The 25,753-nt window shown below is 72.6% G+C and carries 21 protein-coding genes; 15 read left to right on the top strand and 6 right to left on the bottom strand.

All coding sequences use genetic code 11. From position 1 onward, the window contains the following. Nucleotides 1-153 precede the first annotated feature (153 nt). The 8 genes from ACIRBX_RS27885 to ACIRBX_RS27850 are packed head-to-tail and all read left to right on the top strand — an operon-like array spanning nucleotide 154 to nucleotide 6,941. Complete coding sequence (locus tag ACIRBX_RS27885) at nucleotides 154-996, top strand: helix-turn-helix transcriptional regulator (protein WP_402300653.1); 843 nt, start codon at nucleotides 154-156, stop codon at nucleotides 994-996. After that, on the top strand, nucleotides 993-2,408 hold the full coding sequence (sufB, locus tag ACIRBX_RS27880; RefSeq protein WP_402300651.1) for a Fe-S cluster assembly protein SufB: 1,416 nt from the start codon (nucleotides 993-995) through the stop codon (nucleotides 2,406-2,408). The genes ACIRBX_RS27885 and sufB overlap by 4 nt, the downstream gene beginning before the upstream one ends. A gap of 59 nt (nucleotides 2,409-2,467) precedes the next feature. Continuing rightward, the gene (sufD, locus tag ACIRBX_RS27875; protein WP_402300648.1) at nucleotides 2,468-3,697 is read left to right on the top strand and encodes a Fe-S cluster assembly protein SufD; all 1,230 of its coding nucleotides are present in this window, start codon (nucleotides 2,468-2,470) and stop codon (nucleotides 3,695-3,697) included. Continuing rightward, on the top strand, nucleotides 3,697-4,017 hold the full coding sequence (locus tag ACIRBX_RS27870; RefSeq protein WP_402300647.1) for a bifunctional 3-phenylpropionate/cinnamic acid dioxygenase ferredoxin subunit: 321 nt from the start codon (nucleotides 3,697-3,699) through the stop codon (nucleotides 4,015-4,017). The genes sufD and ACIRBX_RS27870 overlap by 1 nt, the downstream gene beginning before the upstream one ends. A gap of 6 nt (nucleotides 4,018-4,023) precedes the next feature. Then, a complete protein-coding gene (sufC, locus tag ACIRBX_RS27865; protein WP_402300645.1) occupies nucleotides 4,024-4,788 on the top strand; it encodes a Fe-S cluster assembly ATPase SufC in 765 nt (254 codons plus the stop codon). 35 nt (nucleotides 4,789-4,823) lie between these two features. Then, a complete protein-coding gene (locus ACIRBX_RS27860) occupies nucleotides 4,824-6,074 on the top strand; it encodes a cysteine desulfurase (RefSeq protein ID WP_402300804.1) in 1,251 nt (416 codons plus the stop codon). A 14-nt stretch (nucleotides 6,075-6,088) separates the two neighbouring features. Further along, on the top strand, nucleotides 6,089-6,541 hold the full coding sequence (gene sufU, locus ACIRBX_RS27855) for a Fe-S cluster assembly sulfur transfer protein SufU (RefSeq protein ID WP_402300643.1): 453 nt from the start codon (nucleotides 6,089-6,091) through the stop codon (nucleotides 6,539-6,541). A gap of 22 nt (nucleotides 6,542-6,563) precedes the next feature. Further along, nucleotides 6,564-6,941 carry a metal-sulfur cluster assembly factor gene (locus ACIRBX_RS27850; protein ID WP_402300641.1) on the top strand — a complete coding sequence of 126 codons (378 nt, stop codon included), beginning with the start codon at nucleotides 6,564-6,566 and terminating at the stop codon, nucleotides 6,939-6,941. Between the two features lie 205 nt (nucleotides 6,942-7,146). Here the strand turns inward: ACIRBX_RS27850 and ACIRBX_RS27845 are convergent, their stop codons facing one another. Beyond that, a complete protein-coding gene (locus ACIRBX_RS27845) occupies nucleotides 7,147-8,469 on the bottom strand; it encodes an MFS transporter (RefSeq protein WP_402300639.1) in 1,323 nt (440 codons plus the stop codon). Nucleotides 8,470-8,836: 367 nt separating this feature from the next. On the opposite strand from ACIRBX_RS27845, the gene ACIRBX_RS27840 reads away from it, so the two are divergent. Then, on the top strand, nucleotides 8,837-10,447 hold the full coding sequence (locus tag ACIRBX_RS27840) for a hypothetical protein (protein ID WP_402300638.1): 1,611 nt from the start codon (nucleotides 8,837-8,839) through the stop codon (nucleotides 10,445-10,447). A 476-nt stretch (nucleotides 10,448-10,923) separates the two neighbouring features. Here the strand turns inward: ACIRBX_RS27840 and ACIRBX_RS27835 are convergent, their stop codons facing one another. Together ACIRBX_RS27835 and ACIRBX_RS27830 are read right to left on the bottom strand one after the other, a co-directional pair. After that, entirely contained in the window at nucleotides 10,924-11,370 is a 447-nt protein-coding gene (locus tag ACIRBX_RS27835; RefSeq protein WP_402300635.1) for an SRPBCC family protein, read from the bottom strand. 72 nt (nucleotides 11,371-11,442) lie between these two features. Beyond that, entirely contained in the window at nucleotides 11,443-11,889 is a 447-nt protein-coding gene (locus tag ACIRBX_RS27830; RefSeq protein ID WP_402300633.1) for a VOC family protein, read from the bottom strand. A 199-nt stretch (nucleotides 11,890-12,088) separates the two neighbouring features. Between ACIRBX_RS27830 and ACIRBX_RS27825 the strand changes: the two genes are divergently transcribed. Both ACIRBX_RS27825 and ACIRBX_RS27820 read left to right on the top strand, forming a co-directional pair. Then, nucleotides 12,089-13,237, top strand: coding sequence for a hypothetical protein (locus ACIRBX_RS27825; protein WP_402300631.1), 1,149 nt, complete (start codon nucleotides 12,089-12,091; stop codon nucleotides 13,235-13,237). Nucleotides 13,238-13,388: 151 nt separating this feature from the next. Then, nucleotides 13,389-14,876, top strand: coding sequence for an alkaline phosphatase PhoX (locus tag ACIRBX_RS27820; RefSeq protein ID WP_402300629.1), 1,488 nt, complete (start codon nucleotides 13,389-13,391; stop codon nucleotides 14,874-14,876). A 40-nt stretch (nucleotides 14,877-14,916) separates the two neighbouring features. Here the strand turns inward: ACIRBX_RS27820 and ACIRBX_RS27815 are convergent, their stop codons facing one another. Next, entirely contained in the window at nucleotides 14,917-16,527 is a 1,611-nt protein-coding gene (locus ACIRBX_RS27815; protein WP_402300627.1) for a PucR family transcriptional regulator, read from the bottom strand. Between the two features lie 206 nt (nucleotides 16,528-16,733). Here ACIRBX_RS27815 and ACIRBX_RS27810 point away from each other — a divergent pair, with 206 nt between their 5' ends. From ACIRBX_RS27810 to ACIRBX_RS27800, 3 genes are all read left to right on the top strand, one after another. Continuing rightward, complete coding sequence (locus ACIRBX_RS27810; protein ID WP_402300626.1) at nucleotides 16,734-18,257, top strand: L-lactate permease; 1,524 nt, start codon at nucleotides 16,734-16,736, stop codon at nucleotides 18,255-18,257. A gap of 238 nt (nucleotides 18,258-18,495) precedes the next feature. Further along, on the top strand, nucleotides 18,496-20,124 hold the full coding sequence (gene pruA / locus ACIRBX_RS27805; protein WP_402300624.1) for an L-glutamate gamma-semialdehyde dehydrogenase: 1,629 nt from the start codon (nucleotides 18,496-18,498) through the stop codon (nucleotides 20,122-20,124). A gap of 92 nt (nucleotides 20,125-20,216) precedes the next feature. Continuing rightward, complete coding sequence (locus ACIRBX_RS27800; protein ID WP_402300622.1) at nucleotides 20,217-21,146, top strand: proline dehydrogenase family protein; 930 nt, start codon at nucleotides 20,217-20,219, stop codon at nucleotides 21,144-21,146. Nucleotides 21,147-21,159: 13 nt separating this feature from the next. On the opposite strand, the gene ACIRBX_RS27795 is transcribed toward ACIRBX_RS27800, so the two are convergent. Together ACIRBX_RS27795 and ACIRBX_RS27790 are read right to left on the bottom strand one after the other, a co-directional pair. Next, nucleotides 21,160-21,753, bottom strand: coding sequence for a Uma2 family endonuclease (locus ACIRBX_RS27795; RefSeq protein WP_402300619.1), 594 nt, complete (start codon nucleotides 21,751-21,753; stop codon nucleotides 21,160-21,162). Between the two features lie 142 nt (nucleotides 21,754-21,895). After that, nucleotides 21,896-23,065: a TerD family protein gene (locus tag ACIRBX_RS27790; RefSeq protein ID WP_402300801.1), complete on the bottom strand. Its 1,170-nt coding sequence runs from the start codon at nucleotides 23,063-23,065 to the stop codon at nucleotides 21,896-21,898. A 159-nt stretch (nucleotides 23,066-23,224) separates the two neighbouring features. Here ACIRBX_RS27790 and pepN point away from each other — a divergent pair, with 159 nt between their 5' ends. Then, nucleotides 23,225-25,711: an aminopeptidase N gene (gene pepN, locus ACIRBX_RS27785; protein WP_402300617.1), complete on the top strand. Its 2,487-nt coding sequence runs from the start codon at nucleotides 23,225-23,227 to the stop codon at nucleotides 25,709-25,711. The last annotated feature ends 42 nt before the right edge of the window (nucleotides 25,712-25,753 follow it).

Below are 25,753 nucleotides of genomic sequence, written 5' to 3'. Positions count from 1 at the left end.
TAAGAGGGCTCACGGGGCCGCTCGGACCGGGCCTCGATGATCGCAATTCCCAGGTCAGGTAAGGCTTACCTGCGTGACAGATGTCATCGGTGAGGCCTGGATCACGGCTTGAAGAGGCGGAACGAATTACGCAACAATCGTGTTGTGAAAAACATGCGCGAGCACAGCGAGCTGCCGGAGGCCGACGCGGCCCCCGGCCGCGCCGTGCCCGCGTCCCCGGAGCCGGAGGGCCACCCGGCCACCCGGGACCGGGTGGCCCGCTCGATCCTGGACCACGGCCCCTCCTCGGCGGCCGACCTGGCCAGCCGGCTGGGCCTGACCGCCGCCGCCGTCCGCCGCCACCTGGACGGCCTGGCCGCCGCCGGGCTGGTCGGGGCCCGCGAGCAGCGGGTCTACGGCAGCCGGGGTCGGGGGCGTCCGGCCAAGGTCTTCGCCCTTACCGACGCCGGCCGGTCCGCGTTCTACCAGGCGTACGACCAGTTGGCCGCCGACGCGCTGCGCTGGATCTCCGAATCGGCCGGTGGCGGCAAGGCGGGCGAGGAGGCGGTCGCCGCCTTCGCCCGGGCCCGCTTCGGCAGCCAGGGCGAGCGGTACCGGGCCGCCCTCGAATCGGCCGGATCCGACCAGCGGGCGGAGGCCCTGGCCCGCGCGCTCAGCGCCGACGGGTACGCTGCCACGGTGCGGCGAGTGCCGTCGGCGGCGGCTCCCAAGGCCCCGGCCGGCGCCCAGCTCTGCCAGCACCACTGCCCGGTCGCGCACATCGCCGAGCAGTTCCCCCAGCTCTGCGAGGCGGAGACGGAAGTCTTCTCCCAGCTCCTGGGCACCCATGTGCAACGGCTGGCCACCATCGCCCACGGCGACGGGGTCTGCACCACCTATGTGCCGGCATCCGGTGCCGCACCGTCAACTGGCGCCCGCCAGCTGCCCGGTGCAGTGCCGACTGCCGGTACGTCCACTCCACCAGCACCTGCGTCCGCGCGGAGGAACCTCGCATGACTGACACCGTTTCGCACCCGGAGCTCGAGGGCCTCGGCACCTACGAGTACGGCTGGTCCGACCCGGACGCTGCCGGTGCCGCCGCCAAGCGCGGTCTGAGCGAGGACGTCGTCCGCGACATCTCGCAGAAGAAGTCCGAGTCCGAGTGGATGCTCAACCTGCGTCTCAAGGGCCTCAAGCTGTTCGGCAAGAAGCCCATGCCGACCTGGGGCTCCGACCTGACCGGCATCGACTTCGACAACATCAAGTACTTCGTCCGCTCCACCGAGAAGCAGGCGGCCTCCTGGGAGGACCTGCCCGCCGACATCAAGGCGACGTACGACAAGCTCGGCATCCCGGAGGCGGAGAAGCAGCGCCTGGTCGCCGGTGTCGCCGCGCAGTACGAGTCCGAGGTGGTGTACCACCAGATCAACGAAGAGCTGGAAGCTCAGGGCGTGATCTTCATGGACACCGACACCGCGCTGAAGGAGCACCCGGAGCTCTTCCGGGAGTACTTCGGCACCGTCATCCCGGCCGGTGACAACAAGTTCGCCGCGCTGAACACGGCGGTCTGGTCCGGCGGCTCGTTCATCTACGTGCCGAAGGGCGTGCACGTGGAGATCCCGCTGCAGGCCTACTTCCGGATCAACACCGAGAACATGGGCCAGTTCGAGCGGACGCTGATCATCGTCGACGAGGACGCCTACGTCCACTACGTCGAGGGCTGCACCGCCCCGATCTACTCCTCGGACTCGCTGCACAGCGCCGTGGTCGAGATCATCGTGAAGAAGGGCGGCCGCTGCCGCTACACGACCATCCAGAACTGGTCGAACAACGTCTACAACCTGGTGACCAAGCGCGCCGTCGCCTACGAGGGCGCCACCATGGAGTGGGTCGACGGCAACATCGGCTCCAAGGTCACCATGAAGTACCCGGCCGTCTACCTGATGGGCGAGCACGCCAAGGGCGAGACCCTGTCGATCGCCTTCGCGGGCGAGGGCCAGCACCAGGACGCCGGCGCCAAGATGGTGCACATGGCGCCGAACACCTCCTCGAACATCGTCTCCAAGTCGGTGGCGCGCGGCGGCGGCCGGACCTCCTACCGCGGTCTGATCGAGATCGGCGAGGGCTCGAAGGGCGCCAAGTCCAACGTGCTCTGCGACGCGCTGCTGGTGGACACCATCTCCCGCTCGGACACCTACCCCTACGTGGACGTCCGCGAGGACGACGTCTCGATGGGCCACGAGGCGACGGTCTCCAAGGTCTCCGAGGACCAGCTGTTCTACCTGATGAGCCGTGGCATGACCGAGTTCGAGGCGATGGCGATGATCGTCCGTGGCTTCGTGGAGCCGATCGCCCGCGAGCTGCCGATGGAGTACGCGCTGGAGCTCAACCGGCTGATCGAGCTGCAGATGGAGGGATCGGTCGGCTGACGCCCCGTCAGTCACCGTGACCCGCCCACGATTTGAGGAAGAGAGCACCACGAACAGCCATGGCTGAGCAGAACACTTCCGGCTCCACCACCGCCGGTTCGATCGAGGTCGGCACCGCAGGTGCCGGCGCCCAGCTCGCGGGCCCCGGCACCGGCCGGGCCACCGTGCAGCAGCCGATCGACGCCCGCGTCGCGGTCAAGCCCTCGTACGACGTCAACGACTTCCCGGTGCCGCACGGCCGCGAGGAGGACTGGCGGTTCACCCCGCTGCACCGCCTCAACGGGCTGCACGACGGCACCGCCGCCGAGGGCGCGCAGGGCCAGGACAAGATCGAGCTGAGCCTGCCCGATGGCGTCACCGCCGAGACCGTCGGCCGCGACGACGCCCGCCTGGGCAAGGCCGGCAAGCCGGTGGACCGGGTCGCCGCGCAGGCGTACTCCGCGTTCCAGCAGGCGCTGGTGGTCACCGTCCCCAAGGACGCGGTGCTCACCGAGCCGGTGCGGATCGACGTGCACGGCGAGGGCGGCACCGCCTTCGCCCACCTGGTGGTCGAGGTCAAGCCGTTCGCCGAGGCGGTCGTGGTGCTCAACCACACCGGCACCGGCACCCGGGCGGCCAACGTCGAGCTGCTGCTCGGCGACGGCGCCAAGCTCACCTTCGTCTCCGTCCAGGACTGGGAGCGGGACGCGGTGCACGCCGCCCAGCACACCGCCCTGGTCGGCCGGGACGCCTCGCTCAAGTCGGTCGTGGTGACCTTCGGCGGCGACCTGGTCCGCCTGCACCCGCGGGTGCGCTACGCCGCCCCCGGCGGCGAGGCCGAGCTCTACGGCCTGTACTTCGCGGACGCCGGCCAGCACCTGGAGCACCGCCTGGTGGTCGACCACGACACCCCGCACTGCCGCTCCAACGTGACCTACAAGGGCGCGCTGCAGGGCCAGGACGCGCACGCCGTCTGGGTCGGCGACGTGCTGATCCGGGCCGCCGCCGAGGGCACCGACACCTACGAGCTCAACCGCAACCTGGTGCTGACCGACGGCGCCCGGGTGGACTCGATCCCGAACCTGGAGATCGAGACCGGCGAGATCGTCGGCGCCGGCCACGCCTCGGCGACCGGCCGCTTCGACGACGAGCAGCTGTTCTACCTGATGGCCCGTGGCATCCCGGCCGAGGAGGCCCGCCGTCTGGTGGTCCGCGGCTTCTTCGCCGAGCTGGTCCAGCAGATCGGCGTCCCGGAGGTGCAGGAGCACCTGATGGCGAAGATCGAGACCGAGCTCGGAGCGGCGGTCTGATGAGCGCCTTCCTCCGCGCCTGCGCGCTGGCCGACCTGGCCGAGGACACCCCCAAGCGCGTCGAGCTGAACGGCGTGCCGGTCGCCGTCGTCCGCACCGAGGGCGAGGTGTTCGCGATCAACGACATCTGCTCGCACGCGAACGTGTCGCTCTCCGAGGGCGAGGTCGAGGACTGCATGATCGAGTGCTGGCTGCACGGCTCCAGCTTCGACCTGCGCACCGGCAAGCCCAACGGTCTGCCCGCCACCAAGCCGGTCGCCGTCTATCCCGTGAAGATCGAAGGGGACGATGTGCTCGTCTCCGTCAACCAGGAGTCCTGAGTACACATGGCAACGCTTGAAATCCGTGACCTGCACGTCTCCGTCGACGCCGAGAACGGCCCGCGCGAGATCCTCAAGGGCGTCGACCTGACGGTCAAGCAGGGCGAGACGCACGCGATCATGGGCCCGAACGGCTCCGGCAAGTCCACCCTGGCCTACTCGCTGGCCGGCCACCCCAAGTACACCGTCACCGGCGGCACCGTCCTGCTGGACGGCGAGGACGTGCTGGAGATGTCGGTCGACGAGCGCGCCCGGGCCGGCGTCTTCCTCGCCATGCAGTACCCGGTCGAGGTCCCCGGCGTCTCGGTCTCCAACTTCCTGCGCACCGCCGCCACCGCCGTGCGCGGCGAGGCCCCCAAGCTGCGCACCTGGGTGAAGGAGGTCAAGGAGGCGATGTCCGCGCTCTCCATGGACCCGGCCTTCGCCGAGCGGAACGTCAACGAGGGCTTCTCCGGCGGTGAGAAGAAGCGCCACGAGATCCTCCAGCTGGAGCTGCTCAAGCCGAAGATCGCGATCCTCGACGAGACCGACTCCGGCCTGGACGTCGACGCGCTGCGGATCGTCTCCGAGGGCATCAACCGGGTCCGCTCGACCGGCGAGGTCGGCACCCTGCTGGTCACCCACTACACCCGCATCCTGCGGTACATCAAGCCCGACCACGTCCACGTCTTCGCGGGCGGCCGCATCGTCGAGTCCGGCGGCGCCGAGCTGGCCGACAAGCTGGAGAACGAGGGCTACGAGGCATACGTGAAGGGCGGCGCTTCCGAGTGACGATCCATCATTCCGGCTCGGCGCTGACCGGGCTCCTGGCGGACGCCCAGGCGTTCGGCGACGCGGTCCGCAAGGACTTCCCGATCCTCCAGCGGGTGCTGCACGACGACAAGCAGCTGGTCTACCTGGACAACGCGGCGACCTCGCAGAAGCCCCGCCAGGTGCTGGACGCGCTGAACGCGTACTACGAGCGGCACAACGCCAACGTGCACCGCGGTGTGCACGTGCTCGCCGAAGAGGCCACGGCGCTCTACGAGGGTGCCCGCGACAAGGTCGCGGCGTTCGTCAACGCGCCGAGCCGGGATGAGGTGATCTTCACCAAGAACGCCTCGGAGTCCCTCAACCTGGTCGCCAACATGCTGGGTTGGGCCGACGAGCCGTACAAGGTGGACGCCGACTCGGAGATCGTCATCACCGAGATGGAGCACCACTCCAACATCGTGCCGTGGCAGCTGCTCTCGCAGCGCACCGGCGCGAAGCTGAAGTGGTTCGGCCTGACCGACGAGGGCCGGCTCGACCTCTCGAACATCGACGAGCTGATCACCGAGAAGACGAAGATCGTCTCCTTCACGCTGGTCTCCAACCTGCTCGGCACCGTCAACCCGGTCGAGGCCATCGTCCGCAAGGCCCAGTCGGTCGGCGCCCTGGTGCTGATCGACGCCTCGCAGGCGGCCCCGCACATGGTGCTGGACGTCCAGGCGTTGGAGGCCGACTTCGTCGCCTTCACCGGCCACAAGATGTGCGGCCCGACCGGCATCGGCGTGCTGTGGGGCCGTCAGGAGCTGCTGGAGGACCTCCCGCCGTTCCTCGGCGGCGGCGAGATGATCGAGACCGTCACCATGGGCGCCTCGACCTACGCCCCGGCCCCGCACAAGTTCGAGGCCGGCACCCCGCCGATCGCCCAGGCGGTCGGCCTCGGGGCGGCCATCGACTACCTGTCGGCCATCGGCATGGACAGGATCGCCGCGCACGAGCACGCGCTCACCGAGTACGCGGTGCAGCGCCTGCTGGAGGTCCCGGACCTGCGGATCATCGGCCCGCGGAACGCCGTGGACCGGGCCGCCGCGATCTCCTTCACGCTCGGCGACATCCACCCGCACGACGTCGGCCAGGTGCTCGACGAGCAGGGCATCGCGGTCCGGGTCGGCCACCACTGCGCGCGGCCGGTCTGCCTGCGCTTCGGCGTGCCGGCCACCACCCGGGCCTCGTTCTACCTCTACTCCACGCCGAGCGAGGTGGACGCCCTGATCGACGGGCTGCACCACGTCCGCAACTTCTTCGGCTGAGGGGTGAGCGCGGCATGAAGCTGGACTCGATGTACCAGGAGATCATCCTGGAGCACTACAAGAACCCGCACGGCAAGGGCCTGCGCGACGGCGACGCCGAGGTGCACCACGTCAACCCGACCTGCGGCGACGAGATCACCCTCCGGGTGAAGCTCGACGGCCCGGTGGTCGCGGACGTCTCCTACGACTCCCAGGGCTGCTCGATCAGCCAGGCCAGCGCCTCGGTGCTGAACGAGCTGGTGGTCGGGAAGACGGTCGGCGAGGCCCAGGCGATCCAGGAGGCCTTCCTGGAGCTGATGCAGTCCAAGGGCAAGTCCGAGGGCGACGAGGAGGTCCTGGAGGACGCGGTCGCGTTCGCCGGGGTCTCCAAGTTCCCCGCCCGGGTGAAGTGCGCGCTGCTCAGCTGGATGGCCTGGAAGGACGCCACCGCCCAGGCGCTCGCCGAGCACCCCGCCGTCAACGACTGAACTACTGGATGAGGATTCACCCATGAGCGACACCGAGGCCGGCACCACGCCGACCGAGGGCCCGGTCCAGATCGTCGGCACCACCGCCGGCACGGTCTCGGTCGAGGACCTCACCGAGGCCCTGATGGACGTGGTCGACCCCGAGCTGGGCATCGACGTGGTCAACCTGGGCCTGATCTACGGCATCCACATCGACGAGGGCGACGTCGCCACCATCGACATGACCCTCACCTCGGCCGCCTGCCCGCTCACCGACGTGATCGAGGACCAGGCCAAGACCGCCACCGACGGCCTGGTCCAGGACCTGCGGATCAACTGGGTCTGGATGCCGCCGTGGGGCCCCGACAAGATCACCGACGAGGGCCGCGACCAGCTCCGCGCCCTCGGCTTCAACGTCTGACCCGGCGTCACCACGAAGGCCCGGCTTCCCCGCGAGGGGAGGCCGGGCCTTCTTCGTGCGGGCGTGACGTCGGGTCGCGGCCACCCGGGGGCGCGGGGGACTGCGCGCAGCGGAACGGCCGCAGGTGCGACCGGTCCGCTGCGGACGGTTCGGCTGCCGCTGGGCCGCCTTCCGTACGCGCGCGGTTCCTCGCGCCCCTGACGGCTCAGCGCCGTCGAAGCACCGCACCGGCGAGGGCCAGGCAGGCGAGGGCCGCCAGGCCGACGAAGGCGGACACGGCGGGGAGCAGGCCGTACGCCTGGACCAGGGCGCCGACTCCGACGATGGGGAGGGAGGAGCCGAGGTAGACGATGACCCAGAGGGTGGAGAGCTCGGAGCCCCGGCGTTCGGGGTCCATCGCGGCGACGGCGGTGGTGAAGAGGGAGCGGAAGGCGACGCCCTGGCAGGCGCCGCCGAGGACGCTGCCGAGGAAGAGCAGGGCGGCGGTGCCGGTCCAGGCGGCGGTGACCACCAGGCCGAGGCCCAGGGCCAGCCCGGCCATGCCGATGGCGATCACCACCCGGTCGGTGGTGGGCGGGATCAGCAGCTGGGCGACGGCCGAGGAGCCGAGCAGCAGGGCGGCCACCACGGCGCCGATCAGCGAGGAGCTGGTGCCGAGCAGCTTGGCGGAGAAGGCCGGGGCCAGGCTGAGGTAGACGCCGAAGACCGCGTAGGAGGCGAAGCCGGCGCCGGCCGCGAGCAGGAACTCGCGGCGGCCGGTGCGCGGCAGCCGCAGCCGGCGGGGCCGCAGGTGGGCCGGGGTGGTGATGCGCGGCGGGGCGGCGGCGGGCCGGGGGCCGCCGGGCTTGCGCGGGTGCACCAGGGCGAGCGGCACGCAGAGCGCGAGCAGCACGATCGAGTGGATCAGGAACGGCGTCAGCAGCGGGTGCTCGCCGGAGGAGAGCAGCGAGCCGATCACCGGGCCGATCGCCACGCCGCCCGCCGAGCAGGCGAGGGTGAGCTTGGCGGCCAGGGTCTGGTGGTCGGGCAGCAGGTCGCCGAGGGCGGCACCGGCCGCGCCGGTGGCGACGCCGACCGCGATGCCCTGGACGGCACGGCCGAGGGCCAGCTGCCAGAAGCTGCCGGCGGTGGCGAAGACCGCGTCGCCGGCCGCGGCGAACGCGACGGCCGGGAGGATCATCGCCCGGCGGCCGAGGTGGTCGGACCAGTGGCCGACGGCGGCCAGCACCGGGACCAGGGCGAAGACGTAGACCGTGAAGAGGATCGTGGTGTCGAGCGCGGTGAGGCCGAGTTGACGCTGCAGCACCGGGTAGATCGGGGTGGCCAGGTTGGCGCCGATCAGCAGGGTGAGCAGGGAGGCGGCCACCAGGCCGACGCGGACGCCGCGCAGCGCGTTCCAGCGGCTGATCGAGGCGAGCTGGAGCTGCGTGCGTGGTGCGAGCTCCAGGGGGAGCAGGGCCTCCGAGAGCCGGCGTCCTTCGAACTGGGGGCTGCCCAGTCCGGCGCCGGCGGGGGAGAGGTCCGCCATGGCAGGGGTCTCCTGTGGCCGGGCACCACCGAGGGCGGCCCGGGCCTGGGGTGGTGGCCTGCCGGCGGAGCCCTGGTGGGGCGGGGGGAAAGAAGGGGTGGGCGACGTTGCCCGTGGGCCGGTCCAGGGGTTGTGGTACCGCGCGCCTGCTGAAGGATACGTGTTCGAAAGGGTGGCAAATCGCCCACGGGAGTGTCGCTTTCGCCACTCCGCCGGTACTTCGGCAAGTCACCCGGAGGACTGCGTCAGAAGGCGGACGCCGGGGACGATCCCCGAGGTCGGAGCGGGGGCGTACGGCGCGCGGCCCGGGCGGGCGGGGGGCCGGACGGCTACGCTGAGTTGACGGACCGGCACCATCCGGTCGGCAGTGACCACCGCCACACCGGGAGAGCTCAGCACGATGGCCGGACGACGCAGCACCCCTGACAACCCGTCGGACAGCCCGGCCGCCGAGAGCCTGCTGCCCGCCGACTACGAGCTCGCCGACCTGTACGGCGCCTTCGCCGCGCACGGCCAGCCGGAGGAGGACGACGCGGCGGTCCTGGTGCCGCCGGTCGAGCTGCCCTCGGACCGCGAGCTGGCCGACGCGGCGCTGGCCGTCCCGCTGATCGGCCACGCGCTGAAGCTGGCCCGGTGGACCGCGCCGCACCGCCCGGTGGACGAGTTCGGCGACCTGCTGCCGCCGGACCGGGCGCCCGCCGCCCGGCTGATCGGCCTCGGCGAGGGCGAGGAGGCCGAGGTCGAGGCGGTCCGGGCCTGGTCGCTGGCCTGCGACCTGGACCTGGTGGAGGTCGGCACCACCGAGGCCGGCGAGCACGTGGCCATCCCCGGGCCGGACCTGGAGGCGGCCGAGCAGGGGGACGAGGGGACCGTCCTGGAGCTCTGGCTGACCGCCGCCGGGATCGTCCGGGAGCTGGCCGCCGAGGCGGACTCGCTGGACCTGGAGGACGAGGACGGCGACGCGGACGAGGAGGACGAGGACCGGCTCGCCGCGGTCGAGGAGTCCCGCAAGGCCGCCGCCGAGCTGCTGGACGAGGCGCTCCAGGTGCTCTACGAGACCACCGCCTTCGCCGAGCCGGGTGAGGAGACGGTGCCGCTCGGGGTGCTGGCCGCGCTGCTGGTGGTGCCGGAGGGCGAGGAGCCGGACGAGGAACTGCTCGGCGACATCACCGACCTGATGGTCACGCTGGACCCGATGCTGGCCGACCTGGCCGAGCTGGGCCTGCTGGAGCACCGCCCGATCGACCCCGAGCTGTTCGAGGAGGAGGACTCCCCGGCCGGGGCGGACGAGGAGCTCAGCGAGGAGGAGTCGGCCCGCTTCGGCCTGGTCCGGCTGACCCCGCTGGGCCAGTACGGCGTCCGGCAGTGGCTGCTGGAGGAGGGCTACGACGCCCCGCTGGTCGGCGAGCTGGCCAAGGGCGACGCCGAGACGGTGCTGCGCGCGGTCACCGAGACCGCCAACGTGTTGCCCGAGCGGGAGCTGCTGATCTGGCTGGCGGGCAAGGAGCCGGCCGCGGCGGCGGCGGAGCTGCTGGCGGCGGCCCGGGGCACGGACGCGTTCGGGCCGGTGCGGCGGCTGCTGGTGGTGCAGACCCTGGAGCTGATCGGCGAGCCGGCCCGGGGCGCGGCCGTCGAGGTGCAGGACGATCCGGAGCTCGGCGGGGCGGTCCGGGCCTGGCTGCTGGCGCAGGGTCAGGAGGTGGTGGCGCCGGAGCGCTCGATGGTGCTCTGGACGGCGGTGGACGGCTTCGCGGCCCAGCTGCTCACCAGCGAGGGCGAGGCGGGCGAGCTCCAGCGGCTGGTCGCGGAGCTGCCGGTGACGGCGAACCCGGCGAGCTTCTTCGGCGAGCTGTGGCGGGTGGAGCACCCGTACACGGCGGACGTGCTGGAGGCCATCGGCGAGCTGCACCTGGACCGGACGGTGGCCAAGGAGGCCCGCAAGGCGGCCTTCAAGGCCCGCTCGCAGCAGAAGGGCTGACGCCGGGTCGGCCCGGAGCGGTCCCGGGGCCGGGGGACGGGATACGCCTCCGGCCGGAGGCGTGCCCGAGCGCTCGGAGCCGACCTCGGACGGGCCGTCCGGCGGGGCCGGTACGGCTGGTGGAGGGCAGCGGGCGTGCGACCCCCGGTCGAGGGTGGTGCGGTCCGCTCGGGCTGACCTCCCACGGGATGTCCGGCCGGGTCGCGGGGGCAGGGCGGCGGAGCCGGGCCCGGAGGCATCGTGGCCCGGCCGTCGGCCGGCCGGTGGTGGCGGGGCCCGGCCGTGGCGGTCGGTACCGACGGGCCGGCGGCCGGGGTGCCGGAGTCCGCGCCGCCGACGTGGGGCTGACGTCCGGTCAGGGCGGAGCGCGCCACTCGTCGCGGGACCGTCCTCGGCCGCCTGCCCGACGGTTCGGGGGCCGTCCCCCGCGTGCCTGCCCGCCTGTGGTGGGGCGCAGCTCCGGCGCGCGCGGGGGGTCAGGCCGCCAGGTGGGCACGCAGGCCGCGGAGGCCGCTGCGCATCATGGCGGCGTGGTTGGCCAGGAAGAGCGGACGGGCGACGGGGGCCAGCCGGCGCATCAGCGGCTTGGCGGGGCGGACCCGCTCCTCGAAGACCGCGCGGGTGCCGGTGCCCTTGGGGCGGACGGTCCAGCGGGACCAGCCGACCAGGTCGCCGCCGAGCTCGGCGGCCAGGATGCCGGCCGCCTCGTCCTGGAGCTGCTCACGGGCCGTCAGGAGCAGGGAGTAAGGCAGCACCGAGCGGATCAGCAGCTCGCCGCTGCGGTCGTCCAGCCGGCGGACGGAGCGGACCTGCGGCCACCAGTCGGGGTAGTGCCCGACGTCCCGCAGGGCCGCGTAGACCCGGGCCGGGGCGGCGGCGGGCAGGGGCCAGGAGGAGACCAGGTGGTAGTCGTTGGCGTCCACGTGCCGGTGTCCTCCCGTGTGGTGACGTGCGGTCGGGAGGCTCCTGCCCGCCGGGCGGCGGTCTGGCACCCGTCAGGGCAGGTCGAGCTGTCCGGTGGGGGTGAACGGGAAGAAGGGGTTGTGCGCCAGCTCCCAGAGGTGGCCGTCGGGGTCCTCGAAGTAGCCGGAGTACCCGCCCCACTCGGTGGCGGACGGGGGCTTGACCACCGTCGCCCCGGCGACGTCGACCGCGTGTGCCAGGGCGGCGTCCACCTGCTCGCGGGACTCCAGGTTGACCGCCAGGGTGACGCCCCGGAAGGACGGCTCGCCGGTGGCGGGGACCCCGGCGTCGGCGGCCAGCTCCTCGCTCGGGAAGAGGCCGAGCGCCGAGTCGGCGGTGCGGAACCAGACGATGGAGTCGTTCGACGCCTCGGAGCGCTGCCAGCCGAGGGCCTGGTAGAAGGCGGCGGAGGCGGCGAGGTCGCTCACCCCGAGCGTGACGATGCTGATCCGGGCGGGGAACGGCGTGGCTGCGGTCATACCGCCCAGCGTAGGCAAGGCTACTGACAAATCCGGGCGTACGGGGCCGGAGCGGCGAGCTGCCAACCGTACGGGGGAAGCTGATGGCCCACCGGCCCCGGGGCCCGTAAGGTTGGGCGGGCTCCGCCGACTTCGCCGCACGTGAGGCGAGGTGCGGGGCGACCGACGGCGAGGCGAGTACCCGGGGGTGCGGCAGAGGATGAAGAGGCAGGACGCGACCAGGCCCCAGGAGCCCGAGGACTTCCACGCCGAGCACGAGGAGCACAGCCGGCGGGTGCTCGCGGACGCCGACTTCCCGGTCTACGGGGTGGACCGCTCGGAGCAGGCGCACGGCCTGCACCGGCCCGGCCCCGAGGGGGAGCCCGCCGAGGACGGCGACGTGCTCGCCGAGTGGGAGGTCAGCAACGGACGGCTCGGCTGGGTGGAGATGCGCTCCGGCGACTGGTCCTCGGCCGAGGGCCCGTACGTCACGGTCCGCACCTACCGCCCCGGTGCCGAGCACCGCCCGCTGCCCGAGCTGGAGGACGTGGTCGAGGACGAGCGCGACCGGGTCTTCGAGCAGTTGGAGGTGGACGAGGGCGACGGGCCGGGCGCGGTCCGCGCGCTGCGCGAGTGGATCACCGTCGAGGGCGAGCCGAGGGCGTTGCAGATCCACGAGGACCGCCGCCCGGAGAGCGAGCCGCCGGCCCCGCCGGTCTGGGCCGGCCGCCTGCGGGTGGACGGGGTGACCGTCCAGGTGACGGGCCGTGGGGTGCCGCCGGGCGGGGTGGAGCTGCGCCGGATCGAGGACTTCGAGCGCTACGTGCTGGGCCGGACCGACCTGCTGCGCCGGCTGGCCCGGCGGCAGGAGTACCAGGGGGTGCTGGAGGAGCGCGAACTCCCGCCGGTGGCCGGGCTGGAGGCGCACCGGGAGCTGATCGAGCACGCGGTGCAGGAGGCGGTGGCGCTGGCCGCCCAGGCCCGGGCCCGGACCGCACCCCGGCTGCCCCGGCGGCTGCGCGGCGAGGCGGGTGCGGTGCGCTGGGAGGCGGCCGTCCGGCAGCAGATGCGGCTGGCCTCGGAGACCAGGGAGGAGGCCGGGGAGGCCGTCACCGCGATGGTCAACCACCTGACCAGGCTGGCCCAGAACACCGGCTGGGCGGTCGGCACCCCGGAGGGTGAGGCCGCCGTCGAGGAGGTGGTCCGGTACACCGTGTTCGCCAGTGAGGTGCCCAGCCTGCCGGCCCAACGGGCTTGGGAGCGGCTCTGGTTGGGCGGCGCTCCACGGGTCCAGGGGACGGTGCCGGCCGCCGAGGAGGCGTGGCTGACGGCCTGGGAGCAGTGGCGGATCGAGCGGGTCGGACGGTGAGCGGGCGCCCGCCGAACGGGTAAAGGCCGTTCCATTTGTTCGAATACGGTTGGCAAATCACCACCCTGACGAGGTGTCGGGTTCACCTCGGGTTCACGCGGGCGGCCGAGTCTGCTGGGCGTTACGCCCTCCCACACGCTCAGGAGTGAACATGTCGCTGTCCCGCCGGGACTTCGTCAACCGTTCGACCGCCATCGGTGCCGGTGTCCTCATCGCCGGCAGCGCCGAGGTGCTGGCCACCGCCCCGGGAGCCATCGCGGCCCCGGTCGGCGGCGAGGGCGTCGCCGAGGCCGAGACCGCCGCGGCGGCCCGCCGGGCCGTCGGCTACGGCGAGCTGATCGCCGACCCGAAGGGCGTGCTGGCGCTCCCGCGCGGCTTCAAGTACCGCGTGATCACCCGCACCGGCGAGACCAAGCTGGTCACCGGTGAGTTCACCCCGAGCAACCACGACGGCACCGCCTCCTTCGAGGGCAAGCACGGCGCGACCCTGCTGGTGGTCAACCACGAGCTGGCCGGCGCCCGTTCGAGCTGGCCGCACCCGGTGCCGCTGACGGAGGGTCACGTCTACGACCCGGGCGCGGCCGGCGGCTGCACCGTGGTCGAGGTGAAGAACGGCGGCAAGCAGGTCCGCGAGTGGGTCGGCATCGCCGGCACCGCGACCAACTGCGCCGGTGGCGCGACCCCGTGGGGCACCTGGCTGTCCGGCGAGGAGACCGAGGACAAGGCCGGCAAGAACGGCTTCACCAAGGATCACGGCTACGTCTTCGAGGTCGACCCGTACGACGACAAGGCCAACCGCAACCCGCAGCCGATCAAGGCGCTGGGCCGGTACGCCCACGAGGCGGTGGTGGTGGACCAGAAGCGCGGCCACCTCTACCTGACCGAGGACGCCTCCAACCCGAACGGCCTGCTGTTCCGCTGGACCCCGCCGGCCGGCTTCAAGCACGGCAAGGGCAAGCTGCGCACGCTGGCCGCCGACGCCGGTGTGCTGGAGGCCTTCAAGGTCTTCGACTCCAAGGGCGGCTTCGTCGACGACCTGTCCCGCGCCACCAAGGTCGGCACCGTCTACGGCGTGGACTGGGTCAAGGTCCAGGACCGCGACGCCAAGACCGTCTCGGTCCGCAAGCAGTTCGCGGCCGGCGAGGTCACCCGGGCCCGCAAGCTGGAGGGCATGTGGTGGGGCGACAGCGGCTTCTACTTCGTCTCCAGCTACGCCCGCACCGAGAGCCCGGGCGCCGCGCACGACGGCCAGGTCTGGTTCTACGACCCGAAGCGCCGCACCATCACCCTCAAGCTGCTGCTGGGCGTCAACACCGACGTCGCGGGTGACCACGGCAACTACGACGGCCCGGACAACATCACCGTCTCGCCGTACGGCGGCCTGGTGATCGCCGAGGACGGCGAGGGCGTCTCGCACCTCTTCGGCACCACCGAGGACGGCAAGACCTACCCGATCGCCCGCAACGACCTGAACATCGGCACCGCCGAGGAGCCGGAGTTCAGCGAGTTCACCGGGGTCAACTTCTCCGAGGACGGCGAGACCCTGTACGCCAACATCCAGGTGCCCGGCATCCTGGTCGCCATCACCGGCCCGTGGTGGCGCCTGCGCCACCGCGGTGGCCACGGCTACAACGACTGATCCGCGCCCCGCGCTCATCCGGCTGCCCGCCGACGAGGTGTCAGACCTCGTCGGCGGGCAGCCGCAGTTGCAGCATCGCCAGCAGCCGCTGCTGCGGCTGAGCCAGGTCGATCCCGGTCAACTGCTCGGCCCGGCGCACCCGGTACCGCAGGGTGTTGGGGTGGATGTGCAGCGCGTCGGCGGCCACCCGGACCTCGCCCAGCGCGTCCAGCCAGGCCAGCACCGACTCGGCCAGCCGGGTGCCGTGCCGGCGGTCGTACGCGCTCAGCGCGGTCAGCCGGGGATCGCGCAGGCCGCCGCGCTCCTGGAGCAGCGCCAGCACCTCGCTGACCAGCACCTCGGCCTGCACGTCGATCAGCGCGGCCACCTCCAGCTGCACCCCGCCCCGGCCCATCGCGTCCAGGATGCGGTCCGCCTGGGCCCGGGACTCGGGCACCGCCGCCAGCCCGTCCACGGTGGCGCCGACCGCCGCCCGCAGCGGGACGCCGAGGTGCTCGCGGGCCGCCTCCACCACTTCCTGGGCCCAGGCCCGGACGGTGGACATCGGCAGCCCGGCCGGGAGCTCGGGCAGCAGCACGTAGACCCGGGAGTCGATCGGGGCGAGCAGGGCCGAGCGGTGCCGGGCGGCGGTGTGCACCGAGATCAGGCCGGTCACCTCGGCCCGGGTGAGCTCCAGATCGGAGCCCTCGGAGGGCGAACCGGCCGCGTACGCCAGCACGGTGGCCGGCCGCCGCAGGTCCAGGCCGAGGTGGGTGGCCAGCGTCTGCGGGCCGGTGGAGCCCTCCAGCAGGCCGGTCAGCAGGGTCCGGGTGAGCCGGACGTCGGCGGACAACTCCCGCCTGCGGCGCACCAGTTGGGCCGCCGCCACCCGGGCCGCGCCGACCAGCGCCTGGTCCGCCAGCGGGGCCAGTGGCTGCGCGCCCTCCTGCACCCAGATGGTGCCCAGCGGCTGGGCCCCGGCCCGGATGCCGATGGCCAGCCGGCGCCGGATGCCGAGCTCCGGGTGCGGGTCGATGCCGATCACCGTGTCGGAGGAGCGCAGGTGCTGGAAGATGCCCCACTCGCGGAGCTTGGAGAGGTACGGCTCGGGGCCCTGCCAGCCCAGGATGGAGAGCCGTCGCAGGTCGTCCACCTCGTCGCTGTCCGAGGAGCGCGAGTAGGCCAGCACCCGGCTGGAGGTGTCCTCGATCGAGACGATGCCGTTGGTCAGCACCGCCACCGTCTGGGCCAGCGAGAACAGGTCCCCGGTGTTGTGCTCCGGGGTCTCCGGCGCGTCCGGCCCGGCGATGATCGCGCGGGCCAGCGAGTCCAGGTGCTCCCAGCGGGTCTCCCGCCGCACGCTGAGCAGCGCCACCCCGGCCTCGGTGGCCGCCTCGCGCAGCGCGTCCGCCTGGCCCGGCCCGTCCAGCTTCACGGCCACCGCCGCCGCCCCGGCCCGCCCGGCGGCCCGCAGCGCGGGCAGCGCGGCCCGGCCCCGGGCGCCGATCGCCAGCACCAGCTCACCGGCCGAGGCGGTGGCCGGGTCCTCCGGGTCGAGGATCGCCACGTCCCGCACCGGCACGTCCAGACCGGCCGGGGCCGCCTGGAGCTCGACCAGCGGTTCGCCCAGCGACATCAGCAGCTGACGCAGCGGCAGCCCGGCGGCGGCCATATTCGCTCCCGTCCTCGTCCTCGTGGATGTAAGGTCCACCGGGCCTGACGGCCCGTCACCCCGCGCCGACCTGACCTAGTCGCGGCCGGACTACCCGGGTTTGCGGGACATCCCGCCCCGGCGGCGCGTTGCCGTTCCTATTCTCGGCCCGGGGTGGCCGTGACCGCCGAGCGCCACCACGCCGAACCCGTCCCTGGAGGACCGCGATGAACGCCGCGCTGGCGACCCTGCCGATCCTGGTCACCTTAGGGCTGCTGGCGGCCCGGGTGCGAGCCCTGTACGCCGCGCTGGCCGCACTCGCCACGGCGGTGCTGGTCACCCTCACCTCCTTCCGCCACCCGGTGGGCGAGCTGCTCCGGGCCGAGCTGCACATGCTGCCCACCATCGTGGAGCTGGCCGCGATCCTGTTCGGCGGCATCCTGCTGAGCGAGCTGATGAGCCGCACCGGCACCCAGAAGCGGCTCGGCGACTGGATCGGCGGCTCCTCCGGCACCGCCGCCCGGGCGGTGCTGCTGGTGCAGCTGGGCGTCACCCCCTTCGCCGAGTCGCTGACCGGCTTCGGCATCGGCGTGGTGGTGGCGATCCCGCTGCTGCGCCAGCTCGGGCTGAGCGCGCCGAGGGCCGCCGTGGTCGGCCTGCTCGGCCTGGTCACCGTGCCCTGGGGCTCGCTGGCCCCGGGCAGCCTGGTCGCCGCCGAGCTCGGCGGGGTCGACTTCCAGGAGCTGGGCATCAACTCCGCCCTGCTCTCCGCCCCGGTCTTCCTGATCGCCGGCGCCGCCGCGCTGGTGGTCTCCTTCGGCCCGCGCCGGGCGCTCGCCGCCGCCGGTGAACTGGCACTGGCGGCCGGCACCCTCTGGCTCACCGTCTGGGCGGTGGACTACTACATCGGCATGCCGCTGGCCGGGGTGCTCGGTGGCATCACCGTGATCGTGGTGCTGCTGCTGGTCTCCCGGGTGCTCGGCGGCGCGGCGGCCCCCGGCGAGCGGGCCCCGCTCGGCCGGGCCCTGGTGCCGTACGCCTTCCTGGTCGGCGGCCTGCTGCTGAGCCGGGTCGCGCTCGGCCTGGCCGGGATCGAGGAGGGCTGGTGGGCGGTGCTGGCCGGCCCGGCCGGCTGGCTGCTGCTGACCGCCGCGCTCACCCCGAACCTGCTCGCGGCCGACCGCGCGGTCCTGCCGTCGGCCTCCTCGGCCACCTTCGGCCGCTGGTGGCAGGTGACCCTGACCACCGTGGTCTTCCTGGCGCTCGGCACCCTGCTGGCGGCCAGCGGGATGAGCCGGGCCCTGGCCGACGCCGGGGCCGCGCTGGGCTCCGGCTACCTGCTGCTGGCTCCCTGGATCGGCGCGGTCGGCGGCTTCCTGGCCGGCTCCAACACGGGGGCCAACGCGATGTTCGCCTCCAGCCAGGCGGCCACCGCCCAGCTGCTGGACTACTCCCCGGCCCAGCTGGTCGCGGTGCAGAACGTCAGCGCCGCGCTGGCCTCCGGCGGCGCCGTCGCCCGGGTGGTGCTGGCCGCCCAGCTGGCCGAGAACGCCCCCGGCCCGTCCGCCGCCACCGCCCCGGTGGCCGGGGCCGGCGGGGGTACCGGGGGAGCGGTGCTCACCGAGACCGTGGCGGAGACCGAGACCGGGACCGCCGAGAAGGTGGACACCACCTACGTGCTGCGCACCGTGCTCACCGTGCACGGCCTGATCTTCCTGGTGCTCGGCGTGATTGCCCTGCTCTGGCGCTGACCTCGCGACCGTGACGGCCCGTCAGTCCCGCCGTGGCCTGACGGGCCGTCGGCACGATCCCGTCCGGGCTCCGGTTAGCCCGGTCGGGCGGCTTCGTTCACCCGTACAAGGGTGAGGGGCCGACTTTGGCCGCCCCGCCAAGCAAAGCGGTGGCCCGGGCGGCTTAGCGTTTCTTCATGGCCGGCGTGTGACCCCCGCAGTCCGGCCTTCCCCCATGACGAGAAGGAGATCGCGCGCCATGGATGCTGTGACCCAGGTCCCCGCGCCGGTGAACGAGCCGGTCCACAGCTACGCCCCCGGCAGCCCCGAGCGGGCCCGCCTGGAGGCGAAGCTGAAGGAGCTGGGCGGCCAGGAGCCGATCCAGCTCACCATGACCATCAACGGCGAGCGCCGGATGGGCGGCGGCGAGGAGATCCACGTCGTCCAGCCGCACAACCACGCGGCCCGCCTCGGCACCCTGCGCAACGCCACCCAGGACGACGCCCGCGAGGCGATCGACACCGCGCTGGCCGCGGCCCCGGCCTGGCAGGCGCTCTCCTTCGACTCGCGCGCCGCGATCTTCCTCAAGGCCGCCGACCTGCTGGCCGGCCCCTGGCGCGAGACGCTGGCCGCCGCCACCATGCTCGGCCAGTCCAAGACCGCGCAGCAGGCCGAGATCGACACCCCCTGCGAGCTGGTCGACTTCCTGCGCTTCAACGTGCACTTCGCCCGCCAGATCATCGCCGAGCAGCCGATCTCCTCGGACGGCGTCTGGAACCGCAGCGACCACCGCGCGCTGGAGGGCTTCGTCTACGCGATCACCCCCTTCAACTTCACCGCCATCGCGCTCAACCTCCCGACCGCCCCGGCCCTGATGGGCAACGTGGTGATCTGGAAGCCGTCCCCCACCCAGCAGTTCGCCGCGCACCTGCTGATGCAGCTGCTGGAGGCGGCCGGCCTGCCCAAGGGCGTCATCAACATGGTGACCGGCGACGGCCTGGCGGTCTCCGAGGTCGCGCTGCACCACCGCGATCTGGCCGGCATCCACTTCACCGGCTCCACCGCGACCTTCCAGCACCTGTGGCGCGAGGTCGGCACCAACATCGCCAACTACCGCACCTACCCGCGGATCGTCGGCGAGACCGGCGGCAAGGACTTCCTGGTCGCCCACCCGTCGGCCGACAAGGCCGTGCTGAAGACCGCGATGACCCGCGGCGCCTTCGAGTACCAGGGCCAGAAGTGTTCGGCGCTCTCCCGCGCCTACGTCCCGGCCTCGATCTGGGCCGAGCTCAAGGACGAGTTCCGCGAGGAGGTCGACGGCCTGACCATGGGCGACGTCACCGACCTGTCGAACTTCATGTCGGCCGTCATCGACTCCCGCTCGTTCGCCAAGAACAAGGCCGCGATCGACCGCGCCCAGGCCGACCCCTCGGTCGAGGTGCTGGCCGGTGGCACCTACGACGACTCGGTCGGCTACTTCGTCCGCCCGACCGTGCTGGTCTGCCAGGACCCGGAGTCCGAGTACTTCCGGGACGAGTACTTCGGCCCGATCCTCGCCGTGCACGTCTACGAGGACGAGAAGTACGACGAGATGCTGACCCAGATGGAGTCGGTCTCCGCCTACGCCCTGACCGGCGCGGTCATCGCCCAGGACCGCGAGGCCGTCCAGCACGCGATGCTGAAGCTCCGTCAGGCGGCGGGCAACTTCTACATCAACGACAAGCCCACCGGCGCCGTGGTCGGCCAGCAGCCGTTCGGCGGCGGCCGGGCCTCCGGCACCAACGACAAGGCCGGCGCCAAGCAGAACCTGATGCGCTGGACCTCGACCCGGTCGGTCAAGGAGACCTTCGTCCCGCCGACCGACTACCGCTACCCCCACATGGGCTGACCGATCGTCACTCCCCCCTGAGGGCGGCGGCGGAACCCCACGCCGCCGCCCTCACCCCTCCCCACCTGCTGAACCGTCTCCAGGAGTTCACGATGCTCCGTTCCGCCCTCCTCGCCGCCTCCCGCTCCCCGCAGGTGCGCACCGTGGTCGAGAAGTTCCCGCCCACCCACGCGATAGTCGAGCGCTTCGTCGCCGGCGAGCGCCTCGACCAGGCCGTCACCGCCACCGACGAGCTGATCGCCACCGGCCGCAAGGTCACCCTGGACCACCTGGGCGAGGACACCAAGGACGCGGACCAGGCCGCCGGTACCGCCGAGGCGTACGAGCACCTGCTCGCCGCCCTCAAGGAGACCGGCCTGGCGGCCGACGCCGAGGTCTCCGTCAAGCTCTCCGCCGTCGGCCAGTTCCTCCCGGTGGACGGCGAGAAGATCGCCCTGGAGAACGCCCGCCGGATCTGCGAGGCCGCCGCCGCGGCCGGCACCACGGTGACCCTCGACATGGAGGACCACACCACCACCGACTCCACCCTGGCCATCGCCCGCGAGCTGCGCGCCGACTTCCCGTGGCTGGGCGTCGTCCTCCAGGCGTACCTGCGCCGCACCGAGGCCGACTGCCGCGACCTCTCCTCGGCCGGCTCCCGGGTCCGGATCTGCAAGGGCGCCTACAAGGAGCCCGAGTCGGTCGCCTTCCAGGGCAAGCACGAGGTCGACCTGGCCTACGTCCGGGCCCTCAAGGTCCTGATGGCGGGCGAGGGTTACCCGATGGTCGCCTCGCACGACCCGAACATGATCAAGATCGCCGGCCAGCTGGCCGAGTGGAACGGGCGCAAGCGGGACAGCTTCGAGTACCAGATGCTCTTCGGCATCCGCCCGGAGGAGCAGCTGCGGCTGGCCCAGGGCGGCAACACCATGCGGGTGTACCTGCCGTACGGCGAGGAGTGGTACGGCTATTTCATGCGCCGCCTCGCGGAGCGCCCGGCCAACCTCACCTTCTTCCTCCGCGCGATGGCGACCCGGGGCTGACGGGACGTCACGCTCAGAGGAACAGGCCGGTGTCCAGCTCGAAGCCGAACGGCTCGGGCAGGGCGAGCGGTTTCCCGAAGGAGGCGAGTCGCACCTCGGTGTACTCGTCTCCTTCGGGCTTGGCGAAGATGCTGACCCGCGACTCCTCGCGGTCGACCAGCAGGTACAGCGGGATCTTCGCCCGGGCGTAGCAGTGCCGCTTGGCGATCCGGTCCTGCATCGCCTTCGTCGAGGTGACCTCCGCGACCATCGCCACCCCGCCCGGGTCCATCCACGGCGGGGCGCCCCGGAACAGCCGCCGCTCCAGCGGCGCGAAGGTGGCGTCGGGGATGGCGTGGTCCTTGGGGCACCGACCACCGCTCGAGAGCCGTAGGCCCTTGTTGCCCGAGACCTGCATGCGCACGGTCGCGTGCTGCCCGACCTGGTCGATCAGCAGGCCGATGTAGTCCTCGTGGTCGCCGTCTGCGGGTGGAGTCACGACGATCTCTCCCTCGATGAGCTCAGCTCGGAAGCCCTCGGGGGTGGCCAGGTCCAGGAAGCCCGCGAGGAGGATGTCCGCCTCGGAGGGCCCGGCCTGCACCGGATGCTCTTGTGCCATGGCACTCATGATGCCCCCTTCCAGTGGGTGGTGGCCACGCTATGAGGTGCCGCGTGGCCACCGGAAGGAGAGCGGTTCGAGTCCCTACGATCGAGTGGTTTCGCTCAAGTCGAAATGTCCGATTCCCCGTCAGGGCAACAGCGCAGCCCGGTCAGAGCATGGCTCCGGCCGGCTTCACCATCGCCCGCGCCGTCTTGGCGTTGACGTACTCGCCGATCGCGGTCATCACCCACTCGCCGGAGTACTGGCGGACCAGCTTGCACATCACCACGCCGGTGCTCGGCTCCGACGTGGTGAGGTCGAAGCGGACCAGCTCCTGGCCGGAGCCGGCGTCCAGCAGGCGGCAGTAGGCGTTCTTGACGTCGGTGAACTTCTGGCCGGAGAAGGAGTTGACCACGAAGACCAGGCCGCAGACCTCGGAGGGCAGGCCGTCCAGGTGCACGGTGATGGCCTCGTCGTCGCCGGCCCCCTCGCCGGTCAGGTTGTCGCCGGAGTGGGCGATGGCGCCGTTGAAGATCGAGAGCTTCATGAACCAGGCCGTCTCGACCTTGTTCCGCTGGGCGTCGAAGGCGATGCAGGAGGCGTCCAGGTCGATGTTGCGCCCGCGTCCGGCGGGCTCCCAGCCGAGGCCCATCTTCACGGCGGAGAGGAAGGGCTTGCCGTTCTTCTCCAGCGAGACCGAGCCGCCCTTGGTGAGGCTGACCCGGCCCTTGTCCAGGGTGACCTTGGTGAGCGAGGCCGGGACGGCGGGCGGGGTGACCGGCCGGGGCGGGGCCGGGGCGGCGAAGCCGGCGGACTGCGGGGCTGCGGCCGGCGGCGGGGCGGGGGAGTCGTCCACCGAGACGCCGAAGTCGGTGGCGATGCCGGCCAGCCCGTCGGCGTAGCCCTGGCCGACCGCGCGGACCTTCCAGGCGCCGCCGCGCCGGTAGACCTCGACCACCACCAGGGCGGTCTCCCTGGTCAGCCGGGGCGGGGTGAAGGTGATCAGCACGGCGCCGGTGTCGGCGTCCCGGATGGTCGCGGTGGGCTCGGTGCCGGCGAAGGTGGCGCCCGCGTCGTCCAGGCTGGCCGTGACCACCACCTTCTCGATCCCGGCGGGCAGGGCCCCGGTGTCCACGGTGATCGCGTCGGGGGTGCCGCCGGAGGCCGGACGGTGCGTCACACCGGGGCCGTTCGGGGCGTTGAAGAAGACGAAGTCCGCGTCGGAGCGGACCTTGCCGGCCTCGGTGAGCAGCAGCCCCGAGACGTCCAGCGCCTTGGGGGCCGTCACCTCGACCGTCACCCGGGCCGAGGCGAGCGGCGCGTTGCCGCCCTGGGTCAGGACCGTCGTCACTGGCTGCTCCTTCTCCACGCGCATCCCTGATGCACACTCAACTCCGGCTACTGCGAAGGCCCAGCGTAGCCAAGCTCTCAGCTGAATCCACGAGTCGGCGCGGAAAGCCGCTTGTCCGGTGCCGATCGCTGGGAAAGCATGCAGGACATGCCAGCTCTACAACGTTCCGAGGCACGCACCCGTGCCCGTCTGCTCGCGGTCCACGGCTACACCCTCGACCTCGACCTGACCCGTGGTGAGACGCTCTTCGGCTGCACCACCACCATCCGCTTCGCCTGCGCCGAGCCCGGCGCCGCGACCTTCCTGGACCTGCGGCCGGAGACCCTGCACCGCGTGGTGCTCAACGGCACCGAGCTGGACCCGGCCGCGCTGGCCGACCACCGGCTGCCGCTGGCGGGCCTGCTGGCCGAGAACGAACTGGTGCTGGAGACCGAGCAGCGCTACTCCAGCACCGGCGAGGGCCTGCACCGCTACGTCGACCCGGCCGACGGCGCGGTCTACCTCTACGCCACCTGCGGCCCGGACCTCGCCCCGCTGGTCTTCCCCTGCTTCGACCAGCCCGACCTCAAGGGCGGCATCACGCTGGCCGCCACCGCGCCCGCCGACTGGACGGTGCTGGGCAACGGCACCGGCAAGCAGGTGGCCGAGGGCCGCTGGGAGTTCGAGCCGACCAAGCCGATCTCCACTTACCTGTTCACCGTGGTGGCCGGCCCGCTGCACTCGGTGCACTCCGAGCACGACGGCATCCCGCTCGGCCTGCACGGCCGCCGCTCCCTCGCGGCCGACCTGGACCGCGAGGCCGAGGAGCTGTTCGAGGTCACCCGGCAGTCCTTCGACCGGCTGCACGAGCTGTTCGACGAGCGCTACCCGTTCGGCGGCTACGACCAGGCCTTCGTCCCCGAGTTCAACTGGGGCGCGATGGAGAATCCGGGCTGCGTGGTCTTCGCCGAGCAGATGCTCTTCCACTCCGCCCCCACCGAGGCCGAGCGGACCTTCCGCGCCATGGTGGTGGCGCACGAGATGGCCCACATGTGGTTCGGTGACCTGGTCACCCTGCGCTGGTGGGACGACATCTGGCTGAACGAGTCCTTCGCCGAGTACCTGGGCTTCCGGGTGACCGACGAGGTGACCCGCTTCCGCAGTGCCTGGAGCGGCTTCGCGATCAAGCGCAAGGGCTGGGGCTACGACGCCGACCAGCGCTCCACCACCCACCCGATCGCCGCCGATGGCCTGGAGAGCGTCGCCGAGGCGATGGGCAACTTCGACGGCATCTCCTACGCCAAGGGCGCCGCCGCGCTGCGCCAGCTGGTCGCCTGGCTCGGCGACGAGGCGTTCTTCGCCGGCATCAACGAGCACTTCGCCCGGCACCGCTTCGGCAACGCCGAACTCGCCGAGTTCCTGGACGCGCTGGCCGCCACCAGCGGCCGGGACGTGCGCGGCTGGGCCGAGCGCTGGCTGCGCACCTCCGGCGTGGACACCCTGCGTCTGTCGGTCGCGTACGAGGGCGACACCATCGCCTCGGCCGAGCTGGTGCCGGACGGCAGCCGCCCGCACCTGGTCGGCCTCGGGGTCTTCGACCTGGACGCGGACGGCCGCCCGGTGCTCCGGGAGTCCTTCGGCGTCGAGCTGGAGCCCGGGACCCCGGCCGCGCTGCCGCAGCTGGCCGGGGCGGCCCGCCCCGCGCTGCTGCTGCCCAACCACGGTGACCTCTCCTGGGCCAAGATCCGGCTGGACGAGGACTCCTGGCGGACCGTCGCCGAGAAGCTCTCGCTGTTCGAGGACGAGCTGACCAGGGCGGTGCTCTGGGAGCACGCCCGGGACCTGGTCCGGGACGGCGAGCTGGCGCCCGACGCCTACCTCGACCTGGTCGCCGCGCACCTGCCCGCCGAGACGGTGGACACCATCGTGGAGGCGGTCTTCACCTTCGCCCGCACCAAGCTGCTCGCCTACCTCCCGCCGGCCGGGCGGTCCGCCGCCCAGGCCCGGCTGGCCGGTGCGGCGCAGGAGCTGCTGGCCCGTCAGGACACCGGTCAGGGCCTGCGGCTGGCCGCGCTGCGCGCGGCCGTCGACAACGCGACCGGCGAGGCGGCGGCGGCCGAGCTGCTGGAGTGGCTGGCGGCGGGCAGTGCGGCCGGCACCGAGCTGAGCGCCGAGCTGCGCTGGGCCGCCGTGGTGCGGCTGGCCGCGCTGGGCGTGATCGGCGAGGAGCGGATCGCGGCCGAGCTGGCCGCCGAGCCGAGCGCGACCGCCTCCGAGGGGGCGGCCCGGGCCCGGGCCGCGCTGCCCGGGGCGGAGGCCAAGGAGGCCGCCTGGGCGCTGCTGTTCGCCGAGGACTCCGGGCTGTCGAACGCGCTGCTCACCGCGACCGCCCAGGGCTTCTGGCAGTCCGGTGGCGAGGAGCTGCAACTGCCCTACGTGGAGCGGTACTTCGCGGAGATCCCGGCGGCCGGCGAACGGGGCGACATCGTCTCCCGGGCGCTCGGCTCGGCGCTCTTCCCGATGGGCTGGTCCACCCCGTCCACGGTCGCGCTGGCCGAGTCGGTGCTGGCCGGGGACGGGCTGGCGCTCGGCCTGCGCCGGACGCTGGCCGACCAGTTGGACGACCTGGCGCGGGCGGCCCGCATCCGGGGCTGACGCAGGATCGGCTGACGGCCGGCGACCGGGGCCCGGAGCGGA

The sequence above is a fragment of the Kitasatospora sp. NPDC096147 genome, assembly GCF_044763225.1.
Lineage (GTDB): Bacteria > Actinomycetota > Actinomycetes > Streptomycetales > Streptomycetaceae > Kitasatospora.
This window is presented reverse-complemented; position numbering and strand designations above follow the sequence as displayed.

Bases quoted from the DNA above. Each gene is read 5' to 3' on its own strand.
- ACIRBX_RS27820 (WP_402300629.1), top strand. From the start codon at position 13,389: ATGTCGCTGTCCCGCCGGGACTTCGTCAACCGTTCGACCGCCATCGGT.
- sufC (WP_402300645.1), top strand. From the start codon at position 4,024: ATGGCAACGCTTGAAATCCGTGACCTGCACGTCTCCGTCGACGCCGAG.
- sufD (WP_402300648.1), top strand. From the start codon at position 2,468: ATGGCTGAGCAGAACACTTCCGGCTCCACCACCGCCGGTTCGATCGAG.
- ACIRBX_RS27810 (WP_402300626.1), top strand. From the start codon at position 16,734: ATGAACGCCGCGCTGGCGACCCTGCCGATCCTGGTCACCTTAGGGCTG.
- sufU (WP_402300643.1), top strand. From the start codon at position 6,089: ATGAAGCTGGACTCGATGTACCAGGAGATCATCCTGGAGCACTACAAG.
- ACIRBX_RS27800 (WP_402300622.1), top strand. From the start codon at position 20,217: ATGCTCCGTTCCGCCCTCCTCGCCGCCTCCCGCTCCCCGCAGGTGCGC.
- ACIRBX_RS27830 (WP_402300633.1), bottom strand. From the start codon at position 11,889: ATGACCGCAGCCACGCCGTTCCCCGCCCGGATCAGCATCGTCACGCTC.
- pruA (WP_402300624.1), top strand. From the start codon at position 18,496: ATGGATGCTGTGACCCAGGTCCCCGCGCCGGTGAACGAGCCGGTCCAC.
- ACIRBX_RS27885 (WP_402300653.1), top strand. From the start codon at position 154: ATGCGCGAGCACAGCGAGCTGCCGGAGGCCGACGCGGCCCCCGGCCGC.
- ACIRBX_RS27850 (WP_402300641.1), top strand. From the start codon at position 6,564: ATGAGCGACACCGAGGCCGGCACCACGCCGACCGAGGGCCCGGTCCAG.
- ACIRBX_RS27870 (WP_402300647.1), top strand. From the start codon at position 3,697: ATGAGCGCCTTCCTCCGCGCCTGCGCGCTGGCCGACCTGGCCGAGGAC.
- ACIRBX_RS27825 (WP_402300631.1), top strand. From the start codon at position 12,089: ATGAAGAGGCAGGACGCGACCAGGCCCCAGGAGCCCGAGGACTTCCAC.
- pepN (WP_402300617.1), top strand. From the start codon at position 23,225: ATGCCAGCTCTACAACGTTCCGAGGCACGCACCCGTGCCCGTCTGCTC.
- ACIRBX_RS27795 (WP_402300619.1), bottom strand. From the start codon at position 21,753: ATGAGTGCCATGGCACAAGAGCATCCGGTGCAGGCCGGGCCCTCCGAG.
- ACIRBX_RS27845 (WP_402300639.1), bottom strand. From the start codon at position 8,469: ATGGCGGACCTCTCCCCCGCCGGCGCCGGACTGGGCAGCCCCCAGTTC.
- sufB (WP_402300651.1), top strand. From the start codon at position 993: ATGACTGACACCGTTTCGCACCCGGAGCTCGAGGGCCTCGGCACCTAC.
- ACIRBX_RS27815 (WP_402300627.1), bottom strand. From the start codon at position 16,527: ATGGCCGCCGCCGGGCTGCCGCTGCGTCAGCTGCTGATGTCGCTGGGC.